This window comes from Paraburkholderia edwinii (assembly GCF_019428685.1).
GTDB classification, from domain to species: domain Bacteria; phylum Pseudomonadota; class Gammaproteobacteria; order Burkholderiales; family Burkholderiaceae; genus Paraburkholderia; species Paraburkholderia edwinii.
Map to the genome: position 1 here is coordinate 2,204,333 of NZ_CP080095.1, position 19,823 is coordinate 2,224,155.

Genomic DNA, 19,823 nt, shown 5'->3' on the forward strand with positions numbered 1-19,823 from the left:
GCCGCATACAGCGTAGCGAGCGCTCGCGCGCACTTAGCGTTTTCCATCCCTTGCAAGCGCAATTGCGGCGCACCATGATTGACTCGAAGTCCGCGATCGGCGCGGAAGGGAGAACGACATGGCCAGCTATCAAAAAATTCTGCTGTGCTACGACGGCTCGCGCGAAGGCCGCAAGGCGCTGCGTTGCGGCGCGGATCTGGCATTGGATCTGAAGGCGGAAACGCATTTGCTGTCGGTGGTCGACATGCGCTCGAGCATCGCGCAAAGCGCGGGCCTGCTCACCGATGTCGCGTGCGGCAGCTTCGAAAAGACAGCGCGCGACATCCTGCAGGAAGGCGTCGACTGGCTGACCGAGCGCGGCGTCCGGGCGCAGGGGCATTTCGCGTTCGGTCATCCGATCGATGAAATCGCGGCGCTCGCGGAAGAGCTGAAGGTCGATCTCGTCGTGGTCGGCCATCGCTGCCGGCATGGACTCTCGCGATGGTGGATGGGCGCGGGCAACACGCCGCTGCTCGATCGTGTGTCGTGCAGCATTCTCGTTGCGTGTTCGTCGCCCGACGACGAGCAGCCGGCTGCCGCAGCGTGAGCGTTGCGTTGGCGCGCCCGGCGCTTATTTGCCGGGATCGTGGCCGAGATCCTGGCCGAGATCGACCGCCGCGAGCTTCCATGTGAAGAGGCCCTCGCGATGGAAAATCGCGGCGTAGCGCGTATCGCCGACACCATGCTGATACGTGACGACGAACTCGTTCAGGCTGCGGTACCCGGCCGAGGTCTGCGGAGGTTGAGGCGGCTTCGAGCTGTTCTCCGCGGATGCCGCCGGTGGCGCGGGTGGAGCAGGCGGCGCCGCGGCCGGGTTGCCGCCATTTGACGACGAAGCCGATGCATCCGGCGGCGCAGGCGGCCGTTCACCGGGTTCACCGCGCGGCGGTATTCCGTTCAGCAACGCGGCGACGCCGTCCGGCGTGGCATACGCATCGACGAGCGGCCCGATCAACGCAACGCCGATCATCGCGCCCAGTGCGGCGAGCGGATTGCCATGGCTTTCCGCGCCGATTCTGCGTCTAAGCAGGGCGCCGAGCTGTTCCTTGAGGCTTTCGCGAAACGCCGGAAAATCGACGTATTGGTTGACCGTTGCCGCATCGCGCGCATCGGCTGCGCGCTTCAGTCGGTCGAGGGCGATATACGGCGATGCATAGGCGAAGGCCAGCGCGATCAGAACGACAATGACAACAAGCGTGACCAGCACGGACCGCCTGACGCTGCCGTTCATCCTGTGATTCATGTTGCGATTGATGGGGTGACCGATACGGTCATTGATCGCGCGCTTCGCGCGGCTTGTGCGGACCATCATCGTGCGGGACGTTCCTTCAATGGGTTGAATAGGGTGACCTAACGTGGACCCCATTCTCGCTGAAACGATCCCGCAATTTCATGTGCTTCATCGCGCCGCGCATGTTGGCGACATGCGCGTAGGCTACATGCACGTTTCGCGACATGCGCGTTGGCGACGTACGCGTTCCCGACGTGCGCGTCCGCGACGTGCGCGTCCGCGATGAACGAGCCTGCTCAGGCCGCTTGCGCTTGCGCATGCTCCTCGGCAATGCAGCGGTCGATCATGCTGCACACCGCATCGACGGTGCCGACCATAATGAGCCGCGACGGCCCGTGGTACACGCGCACCGGCGCACGACGAGCGGGCTCCGCGTTGAGCGCGGCGTTCAGCGAAACGCGTGCAAACGCGGGTTGCGACGACGGCAACGACGCGTGCTGCGACGACGCGTCAGCGTCGGCCATCGTTCGCTCATGCTCTTCGAAATCGAACAGCGAACCTGTGCGCGGTACATGCATCGCGTCGAGCACGGCGCACGGTACGAGGTTGCGCAAGTGGCGTAGACGGCCGAACTGGCGGAAGGGCAGCAGGCGGGCAAGGCGTTCCATGAATCTCTCCAGGCGGTATTCGGATACTGGGCAGAAACTGAGCTGGCAGCCGAGTGGCAACTGAGTGGCAATTGAGCGACGACTCAGCCAGAACTGAGCGGAAAACTCAGCGAAAACTCGGGGCGCTCAATCAGCGGAAAATCAGAATTCACTGGGCCGGATCAGGCCGACCGCGATGCCTTCGAGCGCGAAATCCGCGCTGCCGGCTTCGACAAAAATGTTCTCGTAATCAGGGTTCTCGGCGATCAGTTCGATGCCGTTCGGCCGGCGCTTCAAGCGCTTGACCGTGACGTCGTCGCCGAGACGCGCAATGATGATCTGGCCGTCTTTCGCTTCGCTGCGCTTTTGCACCGCGAGCAGGTCGCCGTCGAGAATGCCCGCGTCGCGCATCGACAGGCCGCGCACCTTCAGCAGATAGTCGGGCTTGCTCGAGAAGAGCGCCGGGTCGCACGCGTAGTGCTGCGCGATATGTTCCTGCGCGAGGATCGGGCTGCCGGCCGCGACGCGGCCGACGAGCGGCAGCGACAGTTGCATCAGCGCCGCATGCGGCAGCGTGAACTGATGCGGCGCATCGTCCTGCCCGGCGAGCAGCCGGATACCGCGCGACGCGCCGGCCGCAAGTTCGATCACGCCCTTACGGGCCAGCGCCCGCAGGTGTTCCTCCGCGGAGTTCGCCGAGCTGAAGCCCAGCTCAGCCGCAATTTCGGCGCGCGTGGGCGGGAAGCCCGTGCGCTCGATCGCGCGGCGGATCAGATCGAAAACCTGCTGCTGTCGTGCGGTAAGTTTGGTCATGGCGACACTGTATAGATAAACAGGTGACTGTATTTTTATACAGTATCTGGCGATTTTCAAGCTTTACTTTAAGTTCGCCGCTCATCGGCCCCTCATTGGCTCATTCCCTGCCGCAAAAACGCCGCCGAGCGGCGTTCCAACGACGCAATACACGACGGAGCGTCGCATCCAGCCATCGTTACCACTTTTGCGTATTAAAAAATGAAGAAACATTATTTTTAATGATGAAGCGCCGCGGATAGACTGGCCGCAAATCGATATCAGGCCCGGCGGAACAAGCAATCCACCGTGCCTGGAAACACCGGAAAGCGGAGAAAACAATGGTCTATCGGACGACGGGGTTGGCAGGAAGCGCGGCTGGGCGCGCAAAAAGATTGTTCGCATCGCTGGCCATCGGTGCGGCTGCGGTGCTCGGGCTGGCGGCACAGGCGCATGCTGATACGACGCTTCTGAATGTGTCGTACGACCCGACGCGCGAGTTGTATCAGGACGTCAACGCGGCATTCGGCAAGCAATGGAAAGCGCAGACCGGCGAGTCGGTTACCTTCAAGCAGTCGCACGGGGGCTCGGGCGCCCAGGCGCGCTCGGTGCTCGACGGCCTGCAGGCCGACGTCGTGACGCTCGCGCTCGCCTACGACATCGATGCGCTCGCAAACAAGGGCCTCATCGACAAGGACTGGCAGAAGCGCCTGCCCGACAACGCCTCGCCGTACACGTCGACCATCGTGTTTCTCGTGCGCAAGGGCAATCCGAAGCACATCAAGGACTGGGACGATCTGACCAGGCCGGGCGTATCGATCGTCACGCCAAACCCGAAGACGTCGGGCGGCGCGCGCTGGAACTATCTGGCTGCATGGGCGTACGCACTGCATCAACCGGGCGGCAACGATCAGAAGGCGAAGGAGTTCGTGTCGAAGCTCTACAAGAATGCGGGCGTGCTCGATTCCGGCGCGCGCGGCGCGACGACGAGTTTCGTGCAGCGCGGCATCGGCGACGTGCTGATCGCGTGGGAAAACGAGGCATTCCTGTCGATCAAGGAGTTCGGGCCCGACAAGTTCGAGATTGTGGTGCCGTCGGTCAGTATTCTCGCGGAGCCGCCGGTCGCGGTAGTCGACAAGGTCGTGGACCGTCACGGCACGCGCAAGCTCGCCGAAGCGTATCTGAAGTTTCTGTATAGCGAGGAAGGGCAGGAGATCGCCGCGAAGAACTTCTACCGTCCGCGTTCGAACAAGGTGCCCGCTTCGCTGACCGAAAAATTTCCGAAGCTTAAGCTCTACACGGTCGACGATACCTTCGGCGGCTGGACGAGCGCGCAGAAGACGCACTTTGCCGACGGCGGCGTGTTCGATTCGATTTACTCGCCGCAGTAGTTTCAGTGACTGCGGCGGATGCAGTCAGGCAAGCGCGCCTTCGGGCGCGCTTTTGAGCTTGTAACCGATGCGCGCATGGATTGACCGCGCGACCCGGCAAGACCTTTGAAAGAGTAACCAGTATGACGACGTTGACCTTCCGCAAGCCGAGCGCTTTGCCGGGCTTCGGCCTGACACTCGGTATCACGGTGGCGTATCTGAGCCTCGTGGTGCTGATCCCGCTTGCGTCCACGTTCCTGAAAACGGCGACGCTCGACTGGAGCCAGTTCCTGCGCGCGGTCGGTTCGCCGCGCGTGCTCGCGTCCTACCGGCTGACGTTTTCCGCGGCGCTCGGCGGCGCACTGATCAACGCGGTGTTCGGCTTTCTCGTCGCGTGGGTGCTGACACGCTATACGTTCCCGTTCAAGCGCGTCGTCGATGCGATCGTCGATCTGCCGTTCGCGTTGCCGACCTCGGTGGCCGGTATCTCGCTTGCAGCCGTCTACGCGGGCAACGGCTGGATCGGCCAGTTTCTGGAACCGCTCGGCATCAAGGTCGCGTTCACGCCGTTCGGCGTGCTCGTCGCGCTGACGTTTATCGGCTTGCCGTTCGTCGTGCGGACCGTGCAACCGGTACTCGAGGAGTTCGAGCGCGAGCAGGAGGAAGCGGCCGCGTGCCTTGGCGCATCGCGCTGGTTGACCTTCAGGCGTGTGATCTTGCCGGCCGTGTTTCCGGCGCTGCTGACCGGCTTCGCGCTCGCTTTCGCGCGCGCGCTCGGAGAATACGGCTCGGTGATTTTTATCGCGGGCAATGTGCCGATGAAGTCCGAGATCACGTCGCTGCTGATCATCACGAAGCTCGAGCAGTACGACTATCCGGGCGCGACGGCGATCGCGGTCGTGATGCTCGTGGTGTCGTTCGTCATGCTGCTGCTGATCAATACGCTGCAGTGGTACCTGCAGCGGCGCACGAGCCGCAGCGCTTCGGCGCCGGTGCCGCCCGCGGCGCCAGGTCGTGTCGCGGCAGCCGCAACGCAAGACGGAGGTGCGCGATGAGCGACGATGCCGTCATGCTGTCGAATACATCGCGTGCGGCTTCGAAGGCCGCACGCGTCGACGGTCCGGTTACCGAGCCGCGCGCGGTCCGCTGGATCCTGACCGGCATCGCGCTGCTGTTCCTTGTGCTGTTTCTCGTCGTGCCGCTGGCCGCCGTGTTCTATCAGGCGCTCAGCAAAGGCCTCGCGTTCTATTTCGAATCGCTAGCCGATCCCGATGCGTTGTCCGCGATCAAGCTCACGCTGCTGACCGCGACGATCGCCGTGCCGCTCAATCTCGTGTTCGGGCTCGTGGCGTCGTGGTGTATCGCAAAGTTCGAATTCAAAGGCAAGGCGTTGCTGACAACGCTGATCGATCTGCCGTTTTCAGTCTCGCCTGTCATTTCAGGCTTGATCTATGTGCTGCTATTCGGCGCGCAAGGCTGGTTCGGCCCGTGGCTGCAAGCGCATGACGTGCAGATCGTCTTCGCGGTGCCCGGCATCGTGCTCGCGACGGTATTCGTCACGTTCCCGTTCGTCGCGCGCGAGCTGATTCCGCTGATGCAGGCGCAAGGCACCGACGAAGAAGAAGCCGCGCACGTGCTCGGCGCATCGGGCTGGCAGATTTTCCGCCGCGTGACGCTGCCGAACGTGAAGTGGGGTCTGCTGTACGGCGTGATTCTGTGCAACGCGCGGGCGATGGGCGAGTTCGGCGCGGTGTCGGTGGTGTCGGGCCATATTCGCGGGCAGACCGACACGATGCCGCTGCACGTCGAAATTCTCTACAACGAATACAACTTCTCGGCGGCCTTCGCCGTGGCGTCGCTGCTCGCGTTGCTCGCGCTCGTGACGCTCGGCCTCAAGCTGCTGGCCGAGCGTCATATGTCGGCGGAGGCTTCGTCGTCGCGCGCGGGTACGCACGCTGGTACACATGCCGCGGCAGCGTCGGGAATTGCAGGCGCGGCGGCGCCGTCGAGCGCGGCCGCCGGCCGCCAGGTCCAATAAGGAGCGCTTCAGATGGGTATCACGGTTCGTAATTTGCATAAGCGCTTTGGCGACTTCACGGCGCTCGATAACGTATCGCTCGACTTTCCGCCCGGCGAACTGGTCGCGCTGCTCGGGCCCTCCGGATGCGGCAAGACCACGCTGTTGCGCGTGATCGCCGGTCTCGAATTCGCCGACGACGGGCAGGTCGTGCTGCAGGGGCAGGACGTTGCCGAGGTTCGCGCGCGCGAGCGTCAGGTCGGTTTCGTGTTCCAGCACTACGCGTTATTCCGGCATATGACCGTGTTCGAGAATGTCGCGTTCGGTCTGCGCGTGAAGCCGCGCAACGAGCGGCCGTCCGAAGCGGTGATACGCGAAAAGGTGCATGAACTGCTCAAGCTCGTGCAGCTCGACTGGCTCGCGCCGCGCTATCCGTCGGAACTGTCGGGCGGGCAGCGGCAGCGTATCGCGCTGGCGCGCGCGCTCGCGGTCGAACCGAAGGTGCTGCTGCTCGATGAGCCGTTCGGCGCGCTCGATGCGAAAGTGCGCAAGGAGCTGCGTGGCTGGCTGCGCCGCCTGCACGACGATCTGCATATTTCGACGATCTTTGTCACGCATGATCAGGAAGAAGCGCTCGAAGTAGCGGACCGCATCGTCGTGATGAATCACGGGCATGTCGAGCAGGTCGGCAGCCCGCAGGACGTGTACGACCATCCGCAGACCTCGTTCGTCTACGAGTTTCTCGGCGCGGCGAACCGTCTGTCCGGCAGTGTTGGCCAACACGGCTTTGTCGTCGATGGCGCGGCGCAGCCGATCGCGGTCGAGGCGGGCTTCGAGGGGCCGGCGCTCGCGTATGTGCGCCCGCACGATCTCGTGCTGTATCCGCAAGCCGCCGGCGGACATCGCGATGGCATCGCGCTGGGCGTGCGGCGTGTGGTGACGCTGGGCGGGTCGGTGCGTGTCGAGCTCGAAGGGCTTGGCAGCGGAGCAGGTGCCTCGGCGGCGGATGGGCGTGGCCCGTCGGTGCTCGAAGCCGAACTCGACCGCGAAGCATGGCGCGAATTGCAGCTTGCGGTCGGCGATGCGGTGACGGCGGTGCCGCGTTCGCTGCGGGTGTTTCCCGCGAGGCATTGAACAGAGACCCGCTGACGGCTCCAGGTAAGCGCTAAAGCGCTAACCTGGAACAACGTCAGCATGGGACCGGAGTAAGCGCTGAAGCGCTAACACCGGTCGACTCGCAGCATAACTCCGGCTAGGCGCTGAAGCGCCAATCCGGAGTAATGCTGCATGGGATGGGAGTAAGCGCTGAAGCGCTAACTCCCATCGACAGGAGACAACACAATGAACTTCCAGCAGTTGCGCTTCGTGCGCGAGGCCGTGCGCCAGAACATGAACCTGACCGAAGTCGCGAACGTGCTGTACACGTCGCAGTCGGGCGTGTCGAAACAGATCAAGGACCTCGAGGACGAACTCGGCGTCGATATCTTCATTCGCCGCGGCAAGCGGCTCACGGGCCTCACGGAGCCGGGCAAGGCCGTGCATCAGCTGATCGAGCGGATGCTGCTCGATGCGGAAAACCTGCGGCGCGTCGCGCGCCAGTACGCGGACCAGGACAACGGCCACCTCGTCGTCGCGACCACGCACACGCAGGCGCGCTACGCGCTGCCGAAAGTGATTCGCCAGTTCACCGACGTGTTTCCGAAAGTGCATCTCGCGCTGCGCCAGGGCAATCCGCAACAGATCGCGCAGATGATCATCAACGGCGAAGCGGATCTCGGCATCTCGACCGAGGCGCTCGACCGCTACCCCGATATCGTGACGTTTCCGTGCTATTCGTGGCATCACGTCGTGGTCGTGCCGAAAGATCATCCGCTGGTCGGCCGCGCGAACCTGACGCTCGAGGAGATCGCCGAGTATCCGATCGTCACGTACGACCAGGACTTCACGGGCCGCTCGCATATCGACCAGGCGTTCACGAAGGTCGGCGCGATGCCCGACGTCGTGCTGACCGCCATCGACGCGGACGTGATCAAAACCTATGTCGAGCTCGGCATGGGCATCGGCATCGTCGCGGCGATGGCGTTCGATCCGAAGCGCGACAGCGAACTCGTCGCGCTCGATACGCAGCATCTGTTCGAAGCGAGCACGACGCGCGTCGGCTTGCGCAAGGGCGCGTTTTTGCGCGCTTACGCGTACCGGCTGATCGAGATGTTCGCGCCGCAGTTGAGCGAAGCGGAGATCGCGGCGCAATTGCGCGAAGCGGTTTAAGCGGCGGCTACGTTCTGAGCGTTCGGCGTTGGGCGTGCGATGACGCGTTCGAGGACGGCGCACCCCAGGCCGCCTTGTCGTGTTGCGGCGTTTGAAAGCGGGTGTTGCGCGCTGCCGTGTTTGCGGAAGACGTGCCGCTCGCGTGCGATGCGATGCTCGAAGACGGCGTCGCACAAGAGCTCGCCTGATGGGCGACGCCTTGTAGGGCGATGCGTTCGGCGTCGAACTGACGCGACGCATCGCTTACAATCGCCCGCATGACTACCTCTTCTTCGTCTTCTTCCGCGTCGCACAACGCACCGCACAGCGCGTTGCCGCGCATCGCGGTGCTCGCGACCGGCGGCACGATCGCCGGCTCCGCGCAGGACGCGACGAGCACGGCCGGCTATCAGGCCGGCGTCGTCGGCGTCGGGCAACTGCTCGCGGCCGTGCCCGCGCTCTCGACGCTCGCGAATATCCACGCCGAGCAGGTCGCGAGCATTGACAGCAAGGACATGTCGCTCGCTTTGTGGACCACGCTCGCGCAACGCGTGAACAAGCTGCTCGCCAGCGACGATATCGACGGGATCGTCATCACGCACGGCACCGATACGCTCGAAGAAACCGCGTATCTGCTGCATCTGACTGTCAAAAGCGCGAAGCCCGTCGTGTTGACCGCGGCGATGCGGCCGTCGAGTGCGCTATCGGCCGACGGTCCGCTGAATCTGCTCAATGCGGTCAGCGTGGCGGCGCATCGCGCGGCGCACGGGCAGGGCGTGCTCGTCGCGTTCAACAACCGCATTCACAGCGCGCGCGATGTCGTGAAGACCAGCACGTTCGCCGTTGACGCGTTCCAGTCGCCGGAAGTCGGTGCGCTTGGTTGGGTGCAGGATGGGCGCGTCGAATTTCAGCGCCGCGTTGTGCGCCCGCATACGACGGCTACCGAATTCGCGATCGAAGCGACGGCGAACGACGCATGGCCCGCGGTCGAGATCGTCACGAGTTATGCGGGCGTGACGCGCGTGATGGTCGATGCGCTCGTGAAGGACGGCGTGCGCGGCATTGTCGTCGCCGGCACCGGCAACGGTTCGATTCACGTTTCGCTGCAGCAGGGTCTTGCCGATGCGGTCGCGCAGGGTATCGCGGTGGTGCGCGCGTCGCGAGTCGGCTCGGGACATGTGATGCACAACGGCGCGGCCTCAGACGATGCGCTCGGCTTTGTCAGCGCGAACGCGCTCAATGCCTATAAGGCGCGCGTGCTGCTGATGCTCGCGCTGGCAGCCGGCAACCCGGCACGGGCGGCGCTGCAAGACGTATTCGATCTTTACTGATTGCGGACGTGATGTTCGCGCGCTAAGTGCGTGCAGTACGCTCGGTGCGCGCGCTAAAAGCGCATCGCATTGCGCGTACGCTCGATTCTGAAATCCGACAGGCGGACACCCGACGACGACGTCTGACCGACCAAGGCTTCCCCGTCGCCGACGGGTGCCGCTGCGGACCCCACTAGCCGCCCTCAGCCCAGAGCGGCTTGATTTGTCCAGCCCGTCGCGTTGTGCGCTTCGAACCGGACGCCCCACGAGAGGGCTGTCGCTGCATGTTGCTGCATGTTGCTGCGGTTTGCGACAGCCCGAGTCCTGCAAACTTGCTTAATCAATCGCGAGAAGGCTTGTTTATGCCGCCTTCGCGTCGCTCGGTGCCTGCGCGACCTCGAAGTTGCCCATGATTTCGAGCGCCCGCACCATCGCCGAGTGATCCCATGCCTTGCCGCCGTTCGCCGCGCAGACGCTGAACAGCTGCTGCGCGCTTGCCGTATGCGGCAGCGCGATGCCGAGCTTGCGCGCGCCGTCGAGTGCGAGGTTCAAATCCTTCTGATGCAGTTCGATGCGGAAGCCCGGGTTGAACGTGCGCTTCGTCATGCGCTCGCCGTGCACTTCGAGAATGCGCGATGCCGCGAAGCCGCCCATCAGTGCGCGGCGCACGCGTTCCGGATCGGCGCCCGAACGCGCGGCGAACAGCAGCGCTTCGGCGACCGCCTCGATATTGAGCGCAACGATGATCTGGTTGGCAACCTTGCAGGTCTGGCCCGCGCCGTTGTCGCCGATCAGCGTGACGTTCTTGCCCATCAGATCGAATAGCGGCTTCGCCTGATCGAACGACTTCTGCGGGCCGCCGACCATGATCGTCAGCGTCGCATCGCGCGCGCCGATTTCGCCGCCGGACACGGGTGCATCGAGATAGTCGCAGCCGAGTTCGTTGATCTTCTTCGCGAATGCCTGCGTTTCGAGCGGCGAGATCGAGCTCATGTCGATCACGAGCTTGCCTTTGCTGAGACCCGCTGCAACGCCGTCATCGGCGAACAGCACGTTCGCGACGTCCGGCGTATCGGGCACCATGATCACGATGACGTCCGATGCCTGCGCAACGGCCGTCGAATCCTTGACCACGCTCGTGGTTTTCGTCAGATCGTCCGGCACCGGGTACGCGCCGTTCACGAACAGCGTGTGGCCGCCCTTCAGAAGGTTGCGCGCCATATGCGCGCCCATGATGCCGAGGCCGATGAAACCGATCTTTGCCATTTACGTACTCTCCGTGAAAGCTGAAAATTGATAGTCCTGTGATCTTCGAAGCGTGGTCGCTCAAGTGGTCGCTGTGGTAGCCACTCAAGCGGTCGCTTTCGCCTGCTTGAACCAGCCGAGTCCCTCGGTGGTCGTCGTGCGCGGCTTGTATTCGCAGCCGATATGGCCCGCGTAGCCGAGCGAATCGAGCAGATCGAACAGGAACGGATAGTTGATTTCGCCGGTGCCCGGTTCGTTGCGCCCCGGGTTATCGGCCAGCTGGATGTGCGCGATCGACGCGAAGTTCTTCTTGATCGTCGCGGCGAGTTCGCCTTCCATCCGCTGCATGTGATAGATGTCGTACTGCAGGAACAGGTTGTCGGAGCCGACCGCGCGGATCACGTCGAGCCCTTCGGCGGAGCGGTTCAGCGCGAAGCCCGGAATGTCGTACGAGTTGCACGGCTCGACGAGCAGCCGGATGCCTTCCTTCTTCAGCGCGGCAGCGGCGAAACGCAGGTTCTCGACGATCGTCGTACGCGCCTTGTCCGCACTCACGCCGCCCGTCGGAATACCGACGAGGCAGTTCAGCTGCGGCACTTTCAGCGCCTTCGCGTACTCGATCGCGCGGCCGACGCCTTCCTGGAACTCGCCGACGCGATCGGGCAGGCACGCGATGCCGCGTTCGCCGGCTTCCCAGTTGCCGGCCGGCAGGTTGTGCAGCACGAGCTTCAGGTTGTTCTGCTGCAGGCGTTCGGCGAGCTCGGCAGCCTTGTACGGATACGGGAACAGGAATTCGACAGCATCGAAGCCCGCATTGGCCGCGGCGGCAAAGCGCTCGAGGAACGGGACTTCGTTGAACAGCATCGTCAGGTTGGCGGCGAATTTCGGCATTGTTTCTCTCTGGTCGGTCAGATGGACAGCGTCCCGCGGGCGGTTTTCACAAACCGCCGCGACGGGCACGGCAAACACAGCAGCAGACTGGAAAGCGCGGCGCGACGGCAATTCGCGCCATACGCGAGGGCGACGCTTACAGGACGCTGCGTCGCCGCTCGATCTTCAGCTCAACCCTCAATCGAGCGCACTGATTGCGCTGATCGAAGTCGGTGCATCCTTGTGCGATGCGGCCAGTTCCTCGAACTCGTTGACCGCGTCGATCTCGGCGCCCATCGAGATGTTCGTCACACGCTCGAGAATCACTTCGACGACGACCGGCACGTTGAACTCGGAGAGCATCGACTGCGCCTTCTTGAGCGCCGGCTCGATGTCTTCCGGCTTGAACACGCGCAGTGCCTTGCAGCCGAGACCTTCGGCCACCTTCACGTGATCGACGCCGTAGCCTTCCACTTCGGGCGCGTTGATATTGTCGAACGCCAGCTGCACGCAGTAGTCCATCTCGAATGCGCGCTGCGCCTGGCGGATCAGGCCGAGGTACGAGTTATTCACCACCACGTGCACATACGGCAGCTTGAACTGCGCACCCGCTGCGAGCTCTTCGATCATGAACTGGAAGTCGTAGTCGCCGGAGAGCGCGACGATCGGGCGTTGCGGATCGGCCGCACGCACACCGAGCGCGGCCGGAATGGTCCAGCCGAGCGGGCCCGCCTGGCCGCAGTTGATCCAGTTGCGCGCCTTGAACACGTGCAGGAACTGCGCGGCGGCGATCTGCGACAGGCCGATCGTGCTCACGTAGCAGGTGTCGCGGCCGAACACCTTGTTCATCTCTTCGTAGACGCGCTGCGGCTTGATCGGCACGTTGTCGAAGTGCGTCTTGCGCAGCATCGTGCGCTTGCGCTCCTGGCAGTCTTCGACCCACGCGCTGCGGTTCTTCAGCTTGCCGGCGGCCTTCCATTCCTTCGCGACTTCCACGAACAGTTCGAGCGCGGCCTTCGCGTCGGACACGATGCCGAGATCCGGACCGAACACGCGGCCGATCTGCGTGGGCTCGATATCCACGTGCACGAACTTACGGCCCTTCGTGTAGACCTCGACGCTGCCCGTGTGGCGGTTTGCCCAGCGGTTGCCGATGCCGAGCACGAAGTCGGAGGCGAGCATCGTCGCGTTGCCGTAACGGTGCGAGGTCTGCAGGCCGACCATGCCGGCCATCAGCGGATGGTCGTCGGGAATCGCGCCCCACGACATCAGCGTCGGAATCACGGGCACGCCGATCGTTTCGGCGAACTGCACGAGCAGGTCTTCGGCCGCTGCGTTGATCACGCCGCCGCCCGAGACGATCAGCGGCTTTTCCGCGTCGTTGAGCATCTTCAGCGCGGCTTCGATCTGCCCGCGCGTCGCCTTCGGCTTGTAAACCGGCAGCGGTTCGTAGGTGTCGATGTCGAACTCGATTTCGGCCACTTGCACGTCGACCGGCAGGTCGACCAGCACGGGGCCCGGGCGGCCCGAGCGCATCAGGTGGAAAGCCTGCTGGAACACGCGCGGCACGAGCGCCGGCTCGCGCACCGTCACGGCCCACTTGGTGACGGGCTTCGCGATCGATTCGATATCGACGGCCTGGAAGTCTTCCTTGTAGAGGCGGGCACGCGGCGCCTGGCCCGTGATCGCGAGAATCGGAATCGAGTCGGCGGAGGCCGAGTAGAGGCCGGTGATCATGTCGGTGCCCGCGGGGCCCGACGTGCCGATACAGACGCCGATATTGCCGGGTGCGGCACGCGTGTAGCCTTCGGCCATATGCGATGCGCCTTCGACGTGGCGCGCGAGCACGTGGCTGATGTTGCCCGCCTTGCGCATCGCGGAATAGAACGGATTGATCGCGGCGCCCGGTACGCCGAACGCGGTGTCGATTCCTTCTTTTTCAAGCACGAGTACGGCTGCGTCGACGGCTCTCATCTTGGCCATGAGTGTCTCCTCGGGAGGTCCTGCAAAGTGGGAAATGGGGCGTTCCCTGAACTTTAGGCGCGCATTAAAGGTTTGATAAGATCGGTTTGGGTCGCTTATTCCGATACAAAAAGTATCGAATGGATTTTGGGTCGAATGACCTGACAAATACACTTCAGCTTGAGACTTCAGCGCGCACGGAAGCAGGCGCAGCGCCCGCGCGACGGGTGCGAGGAGACAAAATTGGACCGCTTCAAACAGATCGAAACCTTCGTGCGGGTCGCAGACTCCGGCAGCCTCGCGGCCGCGGCGCTCGAGGAGGGCGTGTCGCCGGTCATTCTGGGCCGCCGCCTCGACGCGCTCGAAAAGCGGCTCGGCGTGAAACTGATGTACCGCTCGACGCGGCGGCTCGTCGTCAGCGAAGAGGGCGCGGCGTTTCTCGAGCGCTGCCGGGGGCTTCTCTCCGAATGGGATCAGGCGGAAAACGAACTGGCCGCCGGGCATCGCGCGGTGAGCGGCCATCTGATCGTGTCGGCGCCGGCCGCGTTCGGCCGCAAGCATGTTGCGCCGCTTGCGCCGGCGTTTCTCGCCGATAAGCCCGAACTGCAGGTGTCGTTCAATCTGACCGATCGCGTCGTCGATCTCGTGCGCGAAGGCTACGACCTGTCGATTCGCATCGGCGGCGCCGTCGATCCGAACTTCGTTGCGGTAAAGCTCGCGTCGAACCGGCGCGTCGTGTGCGGCACGCCTGAGTACTTCAACAAGTACGGCCGGCCGAAAACGCTCGAAGACCTGCCCGAGCACAATTGCCTTGCGTTCAACCTGCAAGGCGGGCAGAACCGCGGCTGGTATTTCCGGCGCAACGGCAAGCTCGCGACAGTGCGCGTCGGCGGCACGCTCGATTGCAACGACGGCGAGCTGCTGCATCGTTGGGTATCCGAAGGACTCGGACTCGGCTGGCGTTCGACGTGGGAAGTGCAACAGCAGCTCGTGCGCGGCGAGCTCGAAACCGTGCTCGATGAATACGCGCTGCCCGAATACGACATTCTTGCCGTGTATCCGCAGCAGCGCTTCGTGCCGGCCAAGGTGCGCTATTTCATCGACTATCTGAAAGAGGTGTACGCGCGGCCCGGGTACTGGACGGGCGAAGCGTAACTTTCATCCGACGATCAGCGTGCCGTTCATCGTTTCGTGTCCCGATCCACAGAAGATGTCGCACAGGAATTCGACGGTGCCGGCGTCGCCGGCCTGCGCCGCGAGCCGTACCGGCGCCCCCGGCGGCACGTCGACGCGCACGCCGTATTGCGGTATGGAGAAGCCCATGGGTACGTCTTCGGCGGTCAGCTCGAACACGACCGCTTCGTGCGGGGCAAGCTTGATCTGACTCGGGGTGAACACGAAGCGCTTGGCGTGCACCTGGATCACGCGCGGCGCGGCGGCACGGGCGGGGATGCGCGACATCGCGGCGAGCGCGGCGGCCGCGCCGGTCAGCATCAGCCATCTGCGCCGCGCGAGGTTGGCGGCGGCGGGTTCGCCAGAGGCTTTGCCAGCCGATTTGCCTGCGGGCTCTGCACGTCTGGCGGCGGTTTCGATTGGTTTTTGCATCGCGCGTCCCCACGATCACGAAATGTTGCGAATCGGCTTTTCGTTGAGCGCAAATGCGTCCGGCGCTCTGTCCACCTCCACCTGCCGCCAGCCGAGTCCGCGATACGGCGCGGCCGCGTCCCACGGCACCGGCAGACGTTTCTCCTGCGAGCCCGGCGCGGGCAGCGGGAACATCAGCGAGCGCGCGGCATGGTGCGCGATATTGCCGGTCATCGTGTGGTGTTCCTGGTGGATATGCCCATAGAACACGGTCACATTCTGCCGGCGCGTCAGCACCTCGATGACCTGCGCGCCATCGCGCGTCGCCCAGTCCCATTGCGGCGCAAGGTCGAAGAGCGGCCGGTGCGTGAAGACGACGATGCGCGCATCCTTCGGCTGCTTGTCGATATCGGCGGCCAGCCACGCGATCTGCTCGGCGCCGACGCGGCCCGCCGGGTCCGACACGTTGTCGACCGTGATGAAGTGCACGCCCTTGTGATCGAACGTGTAGTGAGTTTCGCCAAAACGCTCCTTGAAGGCGGCGCCCGCGTCGAGGCTCGCGTCGTGTTCGCCGGGCATCAGGTAGAGCGGCTTCACGTCCAGGTTCAGCACGATCGCCTCGAACTGCTTCATCCGTTCGCGGCGCACCATCGGATCGTCGGTCGTGTGCGTGAGGTCGCCGGTGAAGATCACGAAGTCCGGCTTGACCGGCAGCGCGTTCACCGCGGCAATCGCCTTCGGCAGCGTGCCTTTGGCATCCGGATTGACCGCGGGGCCTTCGAAGCCCCAGTGCGAATCGGATAGCTGGACGAAGTAAAAGTCCTGGTCGCGCCCGTAAGTGAAGCCGGGCAATGCCGACGCGAATGCCGCGCCGCCGACCGCGGCCAGCTTCAGGAAATCGCGCCGTTTCAGATGACGAAGGGTGCTTTGCATGACTGCTCCTCGCAGGGTTCGTTCGGCGTTGCTGCCCGATGGCCGCTCGTTCGCTCACGTGTTGCCGCGTGGGCTGCACGGGTCGGCTACCGGTTGCGGCTCGCTGCCGATCGGGTGTCGTCAGGGGTGGTTGTCAGGGTGGCTGTTAGGCGTCGTTCTGTTGTCACCCGGTTGCCGCTAAATTGCGCGGTCTGCCTGTCGAACCCGGCGGGCGCGTTTTTTATTCCGGTTTTATTTTTTGCTGAACGGCACATCGGGCGGGAATAAACTCGTCGCGTAGCCGGTATAGCAGCCGTAACGATCGGAGGGCTCCGGTGACCGAAACCGAATGTGATACCGCACAGCGCAGCGCCCGCTTCCAGCAGATGGCGCTGCCGCATCTCGATGCGGCGTTTAACCTTGCACGCTGGTTGTGCGGCAATCCGAACGATGCGGAAGACATCGTGCAGGATGCCTATATTCGCGCGTTCCGCTACTTCGATATGTTCCACGGCGAGAACGCGCGGCCGTGGCTGCTCACGATTGTGCGGCGCACCTGGTACAGCGAGTGGCAGAAGCGCGAAATGTCGCGCCACTCGGTCGAATTCGACGAAAACCTCGACGACACGACGTTCGAAGGCTGGAGCGACTCGAATGCCGACCCCGAGACGCTGATGATGCGCGACCAGGACACGCGGCTCGTGCATGCGGCGCTCGAGCAGCTGCCCGCCGAGTATCGCGAAGTGATGGTGCTGCGCGAACTGGAAGAGCTCAGTTATCGCGAAATCGCGACGATTGCCGATCTGCCCGTCGGCACCGTGATGTCACGGCTGGCGCGCGGGCGAAAACGGCTGGCGGCGTCGCTTGCGTCGATGCAGGCGCGCACGTCGGGTGCGGGGGGCGGATCGGCGCCGTCGCGTGCGGCCGCGGGCGGCGCTGGGAGTTCGAGTGCGGCGCCGGGTGCCGGCGGGCGCAGTGCGCGCGACAAACGGTGTGGCGCGGGAGCGGCTGGGCTGTCCGCGGCAATGCCGGCCTCGAGCGCGGCTTCGATACCGCAGGGCGGCGCTGTTCCCACACCGGCCACGCTGACCAATCGGACCGGCGAACGGGCGCCAGCCAGCTTCACTTCCGCGGACCCGCAAGACCGGATGTCCGGCAAGACCACCGAACCACCCGTACGTCACCCCGGCAACCCCGGCAATACCGGCGCGACGCCGGGAGGTATCGCTCAGGAGAGCCCAGATGGACTGTAACGACGCCCGCCCGCTTATCGACGCGAACGTCGACCGGGAACTGTCGCCGCCCGATGCACATGTGCTGCAGCAGCATATCGACGGGTGCGCCGCATGCCAGCGCGAAACCGACGCCGTGCGCGCGCTGAGCACCGCGGTGCGCAACGCGGCTCAATATCATCGCGCGCCGCAGGCACTGCGTGCGCGCATCATCGGGGCACTGCCGGCGACGCAAGTCGTCGAGCAGCGCGACGAGACCAGCCGAGCCGCCGCAGAGCGGAATTTTGGCGAAGAGCGGCGTGGCGACACGCCGGAAAGAGCGCGCGATGCCGCGTCGGACCCGGCTCGCGCCGGCAAGCGCAATACGCCGGCGAGAAACCGCTGGCTCGATTTTCTGCGCGGAGCGCGGCCGGCGCGGGACAACGCGCGCGGCAAGTCGTGGGACGCGGCGCGCGGCGGTTCGTCCGACGCGGCGCCGCTCGCGCAGCCGTTCGGCGCGGCGGCGTGGCGCGGCGGCGCGCTGGCGTTCACGGTATGCGCGGCTGTCGCGCTCGGCGTGTTGTACACGCAGCAGCGCGCGGCCGCGCCGTCCGGGCTCGTCGACGAACTCGTCTCGAGCCATGTGCGCGCGCAGATCTCGGGGCGCGACATCGACGTGATTTCGTCGGACCAGCATACGGTGAAGCCGTGGTTCAACGGCCGTATCGACTATGCGCCGCCGGTCGTCGATCTCGCCTCGAGCGGCTTTCCGCTCGCGGGCGGGCGGCTCGATTACGTCGGCCATCGCCGGGTCGCGGTGTTGACCTATACGCATCGCAAACATGTGATCGACGTCTACGTGTTTCCGGACAACGATCCGGCGGCCGGCAAGCCGGGTCCGTCGCTGTCGAGCGACGGCTACTCGGTGGCGCGCTGGCGCGATGCGGGGATGATGTGGTGGGCGGTCACCGATGCGTCGTCGGAATCGTTGACGCAGCTTGAAGCGGCGCTGCGTGCGCGGCTGCAAAGCGGCGGCGGGTGATATCGATATCGCGCGGCCATCGTGAAACTGGACAGGCGCAAAAGATAAGGTACGGGGGAAGTGGCGGAAAACCGCGCCGGACGTTGGTCCGGCGCGGCGAGGGGGCCAATGGGGAGCCAACGTGGAAACAACGGGGCTAGTTAAGACCCAGCCGTGCCGGCATACGGTAAATCGTTGAAATTCAAAGCATAATCGCGCATCAGGTGCACGGAATCCCGCTTGCAGTCGGACCCCATTCGGGTTACACTCTCGGGCTTCTCACTTGCCGCACCGGTTCGACGCCCGGGTGGCTTTAATCCATAAGGAGTGTGTATGCGTCACTACGAAATCGTCTTTATCGTGCACCCCGATCAGAGCGAGCAAGTGCCCGCCATGATCGACCGGTACAAGTCCACGATCACGTCGCACGGCGGCCAGATCCACCGCATCGAAGACTGGGGCCGTCGCCAGCTGGCCTACATGATCGAGAAACTCGCGAAGGCTCACTACGTCTGCATGAACATCGAATGCGACCAGGCCACGCTCGAAGAACTCGAGCACGCATTCAAGTTCAACGACGCCGTGCTGCGCCACCTGATCGTCAAGATGAAGAAGGCCGAAGCCGGCCCGTCGCCGATGATGAAGGAAGTGCAGCGCGAAGAAGCCAAGAAGGCGGCTGCTACGCAACCGTCCGAAGCGCAGGCTTAAGACTCTCTATTTAAGCCATCAGAGTCACGCAACGCCGTCAGCAATGAATCAATGAACCGGCTGCAACTCACAGCCAGCGTCGTCGAACGCGAACCGGTGCGATATACGCCCGCCGGCGTTCCGATTGCAGGTTGCACGTTGCAGCACCGTACCGAAGTCGTCGAAGCGGGCATCGCCCGGGTGGTTGAACTGACGATGCCGGCGGTAGCGGCCGGTGAGGCGAGCGGCAGGCTGGAGAACTGTGCAATGGGCGTCGAAACGCTCTTCACGGGTTTCCTGGCCAAGAAAAGCCGCAATGCGAGAACTCTGGTGTTTCACATCACAGATTTGCAGGACATTGGAAAGGACTGAACATGCCCCGCCCGACTGGTAAGAAATTCGACAAGCGTCGCCAGCAACAAAACCCGCTCTTCAAGCGCAAGAAGTTCTGCCGCTTCACGGCTGCCGGCGTCGAACAGATCGACTACAAAGACATCGAAACGCTGAAAGACTTCATCGGCGAAAACGGCAAGATCACGCCGGCGCGTCTCACGGGTACGAAGTCGCACTATCAACGCCAGCTGGACACGGCCATCAAGCGCGCGCGTTTCCTCGCGCTGATGCCGTACACCGACCAGCACAAGGCCTAAACCCGACGGCGCCATAAGGAGCATTTGA

At 64.1% G+C, this 19,823-nt stretch carries 21 protein-coding genes; 13 read left to right on the forward strand and 8 right to left on the reverse strand.

The window, feature by feature from the left end:
• Positions 1 to 118: 118 nt before the first annotated feature.
• The gene (locus KZJ38_RS09810) at positions 119 to 586 is read left to right on the forward strand and encodes a universal stress protein (RefSeq protein ID WP_219799857.1); all 468 of its coding nucleotides are present in this window, start codon (positions 119 to 121) and stop codon (positions 584 to 586) included.
• 24 nt (positions 587 to 610) lie between these two features.
• On the opposite strand, the gene KZJ38_RS09815 is transcribed toward KZJ38_RS09810, so the two are convergent.
• The 3 genes from KZJ38_RS09815 to lexA all read right to left on the reverse strand — a co-directional run bounded on the left by KZJ38_RS09815 (position 611) and on the right by lexA (position 2,730).
• Entirely contained in the window at positions 611 to 1,282 is a 672-nt protein-coding gene (locus KZJ38_RS09815; protein ID WP_425518350.1) for a DUF2939 domain-containing protein, read from the reverse strand.
• Between the two features lie 284 nt (positions 1,283 to 1,566).
• Positions 1,567 to 1,938 (reverse strand): hypothetical protein, encoded by a 372-nt coding sequence (locus KZJ38_RS09820; protein WP_219799858.1) that lies wholly within the window; start codon positions 1,936 to 1,938, stop codon positions 1,567 to 1,569.
• Between the two features lie 141 nt (positions 1,939 to 2,079).
• Positions 2,080 to 2,730, reverse strand: coding sequence for a transcriptional repressor LexA (gene lexA, locus KZJ38_RS09825; RefSeq protein WP_219799859.1), 651 nt, complete (start codon positions 2,728 to 2,730; stop codon positions 2,080 to 2,082).
• 320 nt (positions 2,731 to 3,050) lie between these two features.
• Between lexA and KZJ38_RS09830 the strand changes: the two genes are divergently transcribed.
• The 6 genes from KZJ38_RS09830 to KZJ38_RS09855 all read left to right on the forward strand — a co-directional run bounded on the left by KZJ38_RS09830 (position 3,051) and on the right by KZJ38_RS09855 (position 9,674).
• A complete protein-coding gene (locus KZJ38_RS09830) occupies positions 3,051 to 4,100 on the forward strand; it encodes a sulfate ABC transporter substrate-binding protein (protein WP_219799860.1) in 1,050 nt (349 codons plus the stop codon).
• A 122-nt stretch (positions 4,101 to 4,222) separates the two neighbouring features.
• Positions 4,223 to 5,134, forward strand: a complete 912-nt coding sequence (cysT, locus tag KZJ38_RS09835) for a sulfate ABC transporter permease subunit CysT (protein WP_219799861.1) — start codon at positions 4,223 to 4,225, stop codon at positions 5,132 to 5,134.
• The gene (gene cysW, locus KZJ38_RS09840) at positions 5,131 to 6,117 is read left to right on the forward strand and encodes a sulfate ABC transporter permease subunit CysW (RefSeq protein ID WP_425518336.1); all 987 of its coding nucleotides are present in this window, start codon (positions 5,131 to 5,133) and stop codon (positions 6,115 to 6,117) included. Before cysT ends, cysW begins: the two co-directional genes overlap by 4 nt.
• Positions 6,118 to 6,129: 12 nt before the next feature.
• Entirely contained in the window at positions 6,130 to 7,230 is a 1,101-nt protein-coding gene (locus KZJ38_RS09845; protein ID WP_219799862.1) for a sulfate/molybdate ABC transporter ATP-binding protein, read from the forward strand.
• Between the two features lie 207 nt (positions 7,231 to 7,437).
• Positions 7,438 to 8,364, forward strand: coding sequence for a CysB family HTH-type transcriptional regulator (locus KZJ38_RS09850; RefSeq protein WP_219799863.1), 927 nt, complete (start codon positions 7,438 to 7,440; stop codon positions 8,362 to 8,364).
• A gap of 257 nt (positions 8,365 to 8,621) precedes the next feature.
• The gene (locus tag KZJ38_RS09855; protein ID WP_219799864.1) at positions 8,622 to 9,674 is read left to right on the forward strand and encodes an asparaginase; all 1,053 of its coding nucleotides are present in this window, start codon (positions 8,622 to 8,624) and stop codon (positions 9,672 to 9,674) included.
• Between the two features lie 339 nt (positions 9,675 to 10,013).
• On the opposite strand, the gene KZJ38_RS09860 is transcribed toward KZJ38_RS09855, so the two are convergent.
• From KZJ38_RS09860 to gcl, 3 genes are all read right to left on the reverse strand, one after another.
• A complete protein-coding gene (locus KZJ38_RS09860; RefSeq protein ID WP_219799865.1) occupies positions 10,014 to 10,919 on the reverse strand; it encodes a 2-hydroxy-3-oxopropionate reductase in 906 nt (301 codons plus the stop codon).
• A gap of 84 nt (positions 10,920 to 11,003) precedes the next feature.
• Positions 11,004 to 11,789: a hydroxypyruvate isomerase gene (gene hyi / locus KZJ38_RS09865; protein ID WP_219799866.1), complete on the reverse strand. Its 786-nt coding sequence runs from the start codon at positions 11,787 to 11,789 to the stop codon at positions 11,004 to 11,006.
• 177 nt (positions 11,790 to 11,966) lie between these two features.
• On the reverse strand, positions 11,967 to 13,751 hold the full coding sequence (gene gcl, locus KZJ38_RS09870; protein ID WP_219799867.1) for a glyoxylate carboligase: 1,785 nt from the start codon (positions 13,749 to 13,751) through the stop codon (positions 11,967 to 11,969).
• 222 nt (positions 13,752 to 13,973) lie between these two features.
• Between gcl and KZJ38_RS09875 the strand changes: the two genes are divergently transcribed.
• Positions 13,974 to 14,885 (forward strand): LysR family transcriptional regulator, encoded by a 912-nt coding sequence (locus KZJ38_RS09875; RefSeq protein ID WP_219799868.1) that lies wholly within the window; start codon positions 13,974 to 13,976, stop codon positions 14,883 to 14,885.
• A gap of 3 nt (positions 14,886 to 14,888) precedes the next feature.
• Here KZJ38_RS09875 and KZJ38_RS09880 read toward each other — a convergent pair whose 3' ends face one another.
• Complete coding sequence (locus tag KZJ38_RS09880) at positions 14,889 to 15,224, reverse strand: cupredoxin domain-containing protein (protein WP_246641705.1); 336 nt, start codon at positions 15,222 to 15,224, stop codon at positions 14,889 to 14,891.
• 126 nt (positions 15,225 to 15,350) lie between these two features.
• The gene (locus KZJ38_RS09885; protein WP_219799870.1) at positions 15,351 to 16,247 is read right to left on the reverse strand and encodes a metallophosphoesterase family protein; all 897 of its coding nucleotides are present in this window, start codon (positions 16,245 to 16,247) and stop codon (positions 15,351 to 15,353) included.
• Between the two features lie 314 nt (positions 16,248 to 16,561).
• Between KZJ38_RS09885 and KZJ38_RS09890 the strand changes: the two genes are divergently transcribed.
• The 5 genes from KZJ38_RS09890 to rpsR all read left to right on the forward strand — a co-directional run bounded on the left by KZJ38_RS09890 (position 16,562) and on the right by rpsR (position 19,795).
• On the forward strand, positions 16,562 to 17,479 hold the full coding sequence (locus KZJ38_RS09890) for an RNA polymerase sigma factor (protein WP_219799871.1): 918 nt from the start codon (positions 16,562 to 16,564) through the stop codon (positions 17,477 to 17,479).
• A complete protein-coding gene (locus tag KZJ38_RS09895) occupies positions 17,469 to 18,479 on the forward strand; it encodes an anti-sigma factor family protein (protein ID WP_219799872.1) in 1,011 nt (336 codons plus the stop codon). Before KZJ38_RS09890 ends, KZJ38_RS09895 begins: the two co-directional genes overlap by 11 nt.
• A 312-nt stretch (positions 18,480 to 18,791) precedes the next feature.
• Positions 18,792 to 19,166, forward strand: coding sequence for a 30S ribosomal protein S6 (gene rpsF / locus KZJ38_RS09900; protein ID WP_219799873.1), 375 nt, complete (start codon positions 18,792 to 18,794; stop codon positions 19,164 to 19,166).
• 51 nt (positions 19,167 to 19,217) lie between these two features.
• Positions 19,218 to 19,517: a primosomal replication protein N gene (gene priB / locus KZJ38_RS09905; RefSeq protein WP_219799874.1), complete on the forward strand. Its 300-nt coding sequence runs from the start codon at positions 19,218 to 19,220 to the stop codon at positions 19,515 to 19,517.
• A gap of 2 nt (positions 19,518 to 19,519) precedes the next feature.
• Complete coding sequence (gene rpsR / locus KZJ38_RS09910; RefSeq protein WP_075157349.1) at positions 19,520 to 19,795, forward strand: 30S ribosomal protein S18; 276 nt, start codon at positions 19,520 to 19,522, stop codon at positions 19,793 to 19,795.
• The last annotated feature ends 28 nt before the right edge of the window (positions 19,796 to 19,823 follow it).

Excerpts from the sequence above, each read along its gene's own strand:
- KZJ38_RS09885 (WP_219799870.1), bottom strand. The coding sequence starts at position 16,247 with ATGCAAAGCACCCTTCGTCATCTGAAACGGCGCGATTTCCTGAAGCTG.
- KZJ38_RS09860 (WP_219799865.1), bottom strand. The coding sequence starts at position 10,919 with ATGGCAAAGATCGGTTTCATCGGCCTCGGCATCATGGGCGCGCATATG.
- KZJ38_RS09855 (WP_219799864.1), top strand. The coding sequence starts at position 8,622 with ATGACTACCTCTTCTTCGTCTTCTTCCGCGTCGCACAACGCACCGCAC.
- cysW (WP_425518336.1), top strand. The coding sequence starts at position 5,131 with ATGAGCGACGATGCCGTCATGCTGTCGAATACATCGCGTGCGGCTTCG.
- priB (WP_219799874.1), top strand. The coding sequence starts at position 19,218 with ATGAACCGGCTGCAACTCACAGCCAGCGTCGTCGAACGCGAACCGGTG.
- KZJ38_RS09845 (WP_219799862.1), top strand. The coding sequence starts at position 6,130 with ATGGGTATCACGGTTCGTAATTTGCATAAGCGCTTTGGCGACTTCACG.
- lexA (WP_219799859.1), bottom strand. The coding sequence starts at position 2,730 with ATGACCAAACTTACCGCACGACAGCAGCAGGTTTTCGATCTGATCCGC.
- gcl (WP_219799867.1), bottom strand. The coding sequence starts at position 13,751 with ATGGCCAAGATGAGAGCCGTCGACGCAGCCGTACTCGTGCTTGAAAAA.
- KZJ38_RS09810 (WP_219799857.1), top strand. The coding sequence starts at position 119 with ATGGCCAGCTATCAAAAAATTCTGCTGTGCTACGACGGCTCGCGCGAA.
- cysT (WP_219799861.1), top strand. The coding sequence starts at position 4,223 with ATGACGACGTTGACCTTCCGCAAGCCGAGCGCTTTGCCGGGCTTCGGC.
- KZJ38_RS09880 (WP_246641705.1), bottom strand. The coding sequence starts at position 15,224 with ATGCTGACCGGCGCGGCCGCCGCGCTCGCCGCGATGTCGCGCATCCCC.
- hyi (WP_219799866.1), bottom strand. The coding sequence starts at position 11,789 with ATGCCGAAATTCGCCGCCAACCTGACGATGCTGTTCAACGAAGTCCCG.
- KZJ38_RS09815 (WP_425518350.1), bottom strand. The coding sequence starts at position 1,282 with ATGAATCACAGGATGAACGGCAGCGTCAGGCGGTCCGTGCTGGTCACG.
- KZJ38_RS09850 (WP_219799863.1), top strand. The coding sequence starts at position 7,438 with ATGAACTTCCAGCAGTTGCGCTTCGTGCGCGAGGCCGTGCGCCAGAAC.
- KZJ38_RS09820 (WP_219799858.1), bottom strand. The coding sequence starts at position 1,938 with ATGGAACGCCTTGCCCGCCTGCTGCCCTTCCGCCAGTTCGGCCGTCTA.
- rpsR (WP_075157349.1), top strand. The coding sequence starts at position 19,520 with ATGCCCCGCCCGACTGGTAAGAAATTCGACAAGCGTCGCCAGCAACAA.
- rpsF (WP_219799873.1), top strand. The coding sequence starts at position 18,792 with ATGCGTCACTACGAAATCGTCTTTATCGTGCACCCCGATCAGAGCGAG.
- KZJ38_RS09830 (WP_219799860.1), top strand. The coding sequence starts at position 3,051 with ATGGTCTATCGGACGACGGGGTTGGCAGGAAGCGCGGCTGGGCGCGCA.
- KZJ38_RS09895 (WP_219799872.1), top strand. The coding sequence starts at position 17,469 with ATGGACTGTAACGACGCCCGCCCGCTTATCGACGCGAACGTCGACCGG.